The 4409-nt window shown below is 68.2% G+C and carries 5 protein-coding genes and 1 pseudogene; 2 read left to right on the forward strand and 4 right to left on the reverse strand.

Annotation, left to right across the window (positions count from 1 at the left end):
- On the forward strand, positions 1–350 hold a 350-nt coding region (locus DBR20_RS22625), incomplete at its 5' end, for a formate dehydrogenase accessory sulfurtransferase FdhD (RefSeq protein WP_258223199.1).
- A gap of 10 nt (positions 351–360) precedes the next feature.
- Here the strand turns inward: DBR20_RS22625 and DBR20_RS03800 are convergent.
- Complete coding sequence (locus tag DBR20_RS03800; protein WP_108265238.1) at positions 361–897, reverse strand: carboxymuconolactone decarboxylase family protein; 537 nt, start codon at positions 895–897, stop codon at positions 361–363.
- Between the two features lie 106 nt (positions 898–1003).
- Here DBR20_RS03800 and DBR20_RS03805 point away from each other — a divergent pair, with 106 nt between their 5' ends.
- Complete coding sequence (locus DBR20_RS03805) at positions 1004–1885, forward strand: AraC family transcriptional regulator (RefSeq protein WP_108265239.1); 882 nt, start codon at positions 1004–1006, stop codon at positions 1883–1885.
- A 7-nt stretch (positions 1886–1892) separates the two neighbouring features.
- On the opposite strand, the gene DBR20_RS03810 is transcribed toward DBR20_RS03805, so the two are convergent.
- The 3 genes and pseudogenes from DBR20_RS03810 to DBR20_RS22630 form a co-directional block, all read right to left on the reverse strand.
- The gene (locus DBR20_RS03810; RefSeq protein ID WP_108265240.1) at positions 1893–2453 is read right to left on the reverse strand and encodes a TetR/AcrR family transcriptional regulator; all 561 of its coding nucleotides are present in this window, start codon (positions 2451–2453) and stop codon (positions 1893–1895) included.
- Positions 2454–2458: 5 nt separating this feature from the next.
- Complete coding sequence (locus tag DBR20_RS03815) at positions 2459–3991, reverse strand: MFS transporter (RefSeq protein WP_108265241.1); 1533 nt, start codon at positions 3989–3991, stop codon at positions 2459–2461.
- 123 nt (positions 3992–4114) lie between these two features.
- A pseudogene (locus tag DBR20_RS22630) lies at positions 4115–4409 on the reverse strand (hypothetical protein); the annotation flags it as partial.

Genomic DNA, 4409 nt, shown 5'->3' on the forward strand with positions numbered 1-4409 from the left:
ATGCAGCGGCCTGGGCCGATGCCAGTGGCCGCATCGGCTGGGTGCGCGAAGACGTCGGCCGTCACAACGCGCTGGACAAGCTGATCGGTGCGCTGCACCACAACGAACACAGCATCGATGGTGGCCTGCTGGTGGTGTCCAGCCGTGCCAGCTACGAAATGGTCAGCAAGGCAGCACGCGCCGGGGCCAGCGTACTCGCTGCCGTCTCGGCCCCCACCGCGCTTGCCATCGATCTGGCCCGCAGCGCCGGGCTGTGCCTGGTGGGTTTCGCCCGCGAAGGGGGCTTCAACGTGTATACCCATCCGGAGCGACTGCAGGGGGATGGCCTGCACGGCCATCCGCCCGCCTGACGCGGCGCTCTCAGCGCAGCGCCACCTTCGGGAAGTCCACCGGCACGTCAAAGGCCACGTTGACGTAGTTGGTGAACAGATTGAGCGCTACGTGGGCCAGGATCTCGACGATCTGCTCGTCATCGAAACCAGCCGCGCGCAGCGCCTGCACATCGCCGTCGCCGATCTGCGCACGCTGCTCGACCACCTTCAGCGCGAAGTCCAAGGCGGCGGCGGTGGCCGGATCGCTGGACTGGCCGATCTGCGCAGCAGCCATCTGTTCGCTGCTGGCACCGGCCTTGCGACCCAGCGCGGTGTGCGCGGCCAGGCAGTATTCGCACGCATTGCGGTTGGCGATGGCCACCGCGATCTGCTCGCCCAGCAGCGGCGGCAGACGGCCGGCGCCCAGTGCGCCGAATGAGCCCCACATGCTCTGCAGTGCGGCAGGTGAGTTGGCCACAGCACGGAACATTGCCGGCGTGGCGCCGAAGGCGGCGTGGACCTGGCCCAGCAGGGCCTGACGCTCGGGCGTGGTCGAGGTCGGGTCGATCAGGGGAATGCGGGACATGGGAGTACTCCTTGCGATAGCGCCCGGGATTGGACGATGGGCTCATCGTAGGTAGACTCGCCGGACGAATTGAGCATTTATTTCCATATATGTTGTCCATTCATCCATGATCGCCACACTGCCCCCAATCCCACCGTCCGACGATGTGCCCGACCGGCTGTCGACCCTGCTCGAACGGTTCCGGGTGCAGGCAGCGCTGTTCCATTCCGGCCCATTGTGCGGGCGGCACGTGTTCGAACCGCAGCCGGGGCGTGCCTTTCTGCACATCCTGCGCAAGGGGGAAATGGAGGTGCATCACCCCGACGCGGACTGCATCACGCGCCAGCTGAGGGTCACCGCCCCCAGCCTGCTGTTGTACCCGCAGCCACTGCGGCATGTGTTCCTCAACGCGCCGCTGGACGGTCCTGATTTCACCTGCGCCACGCTGGATTTCGACGGCGGTGCACGCAATCCGGTCGTCCAGTCGCTGCCGCCGGTGATGGTGGTGCCGCTGTCGGCCATCGGTGAACTGGACGGCACCCTGCACCTGCTGTTCACGGAAGCCGACCGCCAGCGCTGCGGCTCGCGCCTGCTGACCAACCGGCTGTTCGAGGTTGCCCTGATCCAGGTCCTGCGCTGGGTGATCGATCATCCCGATGCTGCGGGGGTAAGCCACGGGTTGATGCGCGGGCTCTCCGATGCGCGCCTGGCACGTACGCTGGTGGCCCTGCACCAGTCGCCGCAACAGGCCTGGACCCTGCCAAAGATGGCGGCCATCGCCGGGCTGTCGCGCAGCGCGTTCGCGGCGGTGTTCAAGGACGTGATGCAGACCACGCCGGCCAGCTACCTGCTGGATTGGCGCTTGAGCCTGGCCTGCACGCAGCTGCGCGCGGGAGCAGCGGCCAAGCAGGTGGCGACCGACGTCGGCTTTGCCGATACCGCCTCGCTGTCCAAGGCGTTCCGCAAACGCCTGGGGCTCTCGCCCCGCGCGTGGCTGGCGGCGCTGTAGCGCGCGGCTAGTCCTTCGGGAACCGCTCGGGAGAGAGCAGCCCGCCGATCCGCTCGGTCAACTGTGCGCGCACCTTCTCGTCCAGCTGGCCTTCGTACATGGCCTCGTAGATCCACAGGCCGTCGGCGGCCAGCCGCGCCACGAAATTGTCCAGCGCCGCAGGGTCGTCGCTGCCGGCGGCCGGTGGCGAAGGTGCCCAGCGCTGCACCACCGGTGCCCACGGCCGATCACTGGGGAACTCGGGGTCCACCGAGTCCAGCATGAACATCAGCTCGGCGCGGGTGGCACTCTGCGCCGAAACGCGCACGAAGGTCTGATAGCGCTCCAGCGCAGTGGCCTCGCCAGCCGACTTGCCCAGCAGCGCCTCCATCGACGCTTCCCAGCTCTGCACCAGGTGCTCGTCGATGCCGCGCAGCAACGCTTCGCGCGACGGGAAGTGGTACAGCAGGCCGCCACGGGTCAACTGCGCCTCGGCCGCCACCGATTCAAAGGTGACCGCACGCACGCCGTCGCGGTTGATCACGCTGACGGCGGCGTCGAGGATGCGCTCGCGCTTGCTGGTTCTCATTGCCGCTATTTTACGCGATCGGCAGCGCCGTCGCGGCCACCGGCACGTCCACGCAGCAGGCGCGCGATGATCACCGCGCCGGCCGCCAGCACCGCGCTGATCACCAGCAGCACGATCTGGTAACCGCGATCGTAGGCCGCGGTTGCCAGGGCGAACCACTCACCCTGCCCCGTGTCACGCGCCACGTGCAATGCCTGGGTGAACCCCTCGCGCGCGGCGGCGGGAATGTCCGCCGATTCGGGCAGGAACGCGCCGTACATCGCAGCGCTCAGGCTGCCCAGCAGCGCGACCGCCAGCAGGCCACCGAACTCGTAGGACACCTCCTCCACCGACGAGGCCATGCCCGCACGATGGGGCGGCACGTTGTTGAGGATGGCGGTGGACGCTACCGAGATCGCAGCGCCCATGCCGAAGCCGGTGATCGCCATGCCGGCCACCACCCAGCCCAGGCCGTGCGGGAAGCCCAGCGCCACCACGCCCACACCTGCCGCGCCAGCCGCCAGGCCGCCACAGATCAACGGACGCAGGCCGACACGATGCAGCACGCTGCCGCCCAGCAACGCGCTGGGCAGGCTGCCCAGCGCCGCCACCGATACCAGCAGGCCCGCCTGCAACGGGCTGAGGCCGGCCACCAGCTGGAAGCGCTGGGTGGTGAGCAGCTGCAGCCCGGCCATCGCAAACAGGGTGAACACTGCCGAGAGGGTGCCGGCAAGGAAGGCCGGGTTACGGAAGATGGCGAAATCCAGCAGCGGATAGGGCAACTGCTGCTGACGGCGGCTGAAGGCGAAGCCGGCGATGAGCGCCAGCAGCAGCGAGACCGCGCCCACCCCGTACGAGGGCGGCGTGGCGATCAGCGACTTGATCGCCAATACCAGGCCCGACAGCGCAGCCAGGGCCAGCAACGAGGACAGCAGGTCCCACGGCCGCGTGCTGTCGCGCTGCCCTTCCGGCGCCAGTACCAGGGTCGCGATGAAGGCGACCACCACCACCGGCACGTTGATCAGGAACACCGAGCCCCACCAGAAGTGCTGCAGCAGCCAGCCACCGATGATCGGCCCCAGTGCCGCACCGACGATGGCCACCGAACCCCAGATCGCGATGGCGATGTTGCGCTCGCGTTCTTCATGGAAGCTGAGCCCGATCAATGCCAACGTGGCCGGCATCATCGCCGCCGCACCCACGGCGAGGAAGGCACGCGCTGCAATCAGCTGCGCGGCGGTCGCAGAGAACGCGGCCGCCAACGAGGCGATGCCGAACACCACCAGGCCGATCAGGAACATCCGCCGGTGGCCGATGCGGTCCCCCAGGGTGCCCGCGCCCAGCAGCAGGCCGGCCATCACCAGCGGATAGGCGTTGATGATCCACAGCGCCTGCCCGGCACTGGCCGAGAGTTCCTCGGTCAGGGTCGGCAGCGCCGTGTACAGCACCGAGTTGTCCAACGTGACCAGCAGCAGGCCGGCGGCAACGGTGAACAGCAGCGACCAGCGTCGGGCGCGCGACAGGGACGGAGCACCGTCCAAGGGCTGGGAGAGAGCCATGGGAACCTGGATGGGAAAGGGTACGCCCATAACTATACAGGACGTCCTGTATAGTTATGAATCTCCCAGCGAACGCCATTCAGCTCCCGGGAGACGCAATGCCCTCTGCCGAGAGGCCCTGGCTTACCTGCACTCTGCGGGCAATGCCGCGACCGCCTGCACTATCGGGTCCTGCATGGCCTGTCCCACCGCGGCATCCAGCTCGCCACGCAGATGGCCGTGCTGCCGCTGCATCTCGTCTTCGCACAACGCGCGCACCCGCGCACGGGCGTTGCTGCGCAGCGTGCTGCAGCGCCAATCCGTCCCTCCCAGCGGCAGCACCGAATAGACCACGCTGTTGCAGGCGTTGCCGGCGCGGTCTGGCAGCGGGCGCCCGCCGAAGTCACGTGGCGCACTGCTGCGCTGTGGATCGAAGTAG

The sequence above is a fragment of the Stenotrophomonas sp. HMWF023 genome, assembly GCF_003060985.1.
Classification (GTDB): domain Bacteria; phylum Pseudomonadota; class Gammaproteobacteria; order Xanthomonadales; family Xanthomonadaceae; genus Stenotrophomonas; species Stenotrophomonas lactitubi.

Bases quoted from the DNA above. Each gene is read 5' to 3' on its own strand.
- DBR20_RS03800 (WP_108265238.1), bottom strand. From the start codon at position 897: ATGTCCCGCATTCCCCTGATCGACCCGACCTCGACCACGCCCGAGCGT.
- DBR20_RS03805 (WP_108265239.1), top strand. From the start codon at position 1,004: ATGATCGCCACACTGCCCCCAATCCCACCGTCCGACGATGTGCCCGAC.
- DBR20_RS03810 (WP_108265240.1), bottom strand. From the start codon at position 2,453: ATGAGAACCAGCAAGCGCGAGCGCATCCTCGACGCCGCCGTCAGCGTG.
- DBR20_RS03815 (WP_108265241.1), bottom strand. From the start codon at position 3,991: ATGGCTCTCTCCCAGCCCTTGGACGGTGCTCCGTCCCTGTCGCGCGCC.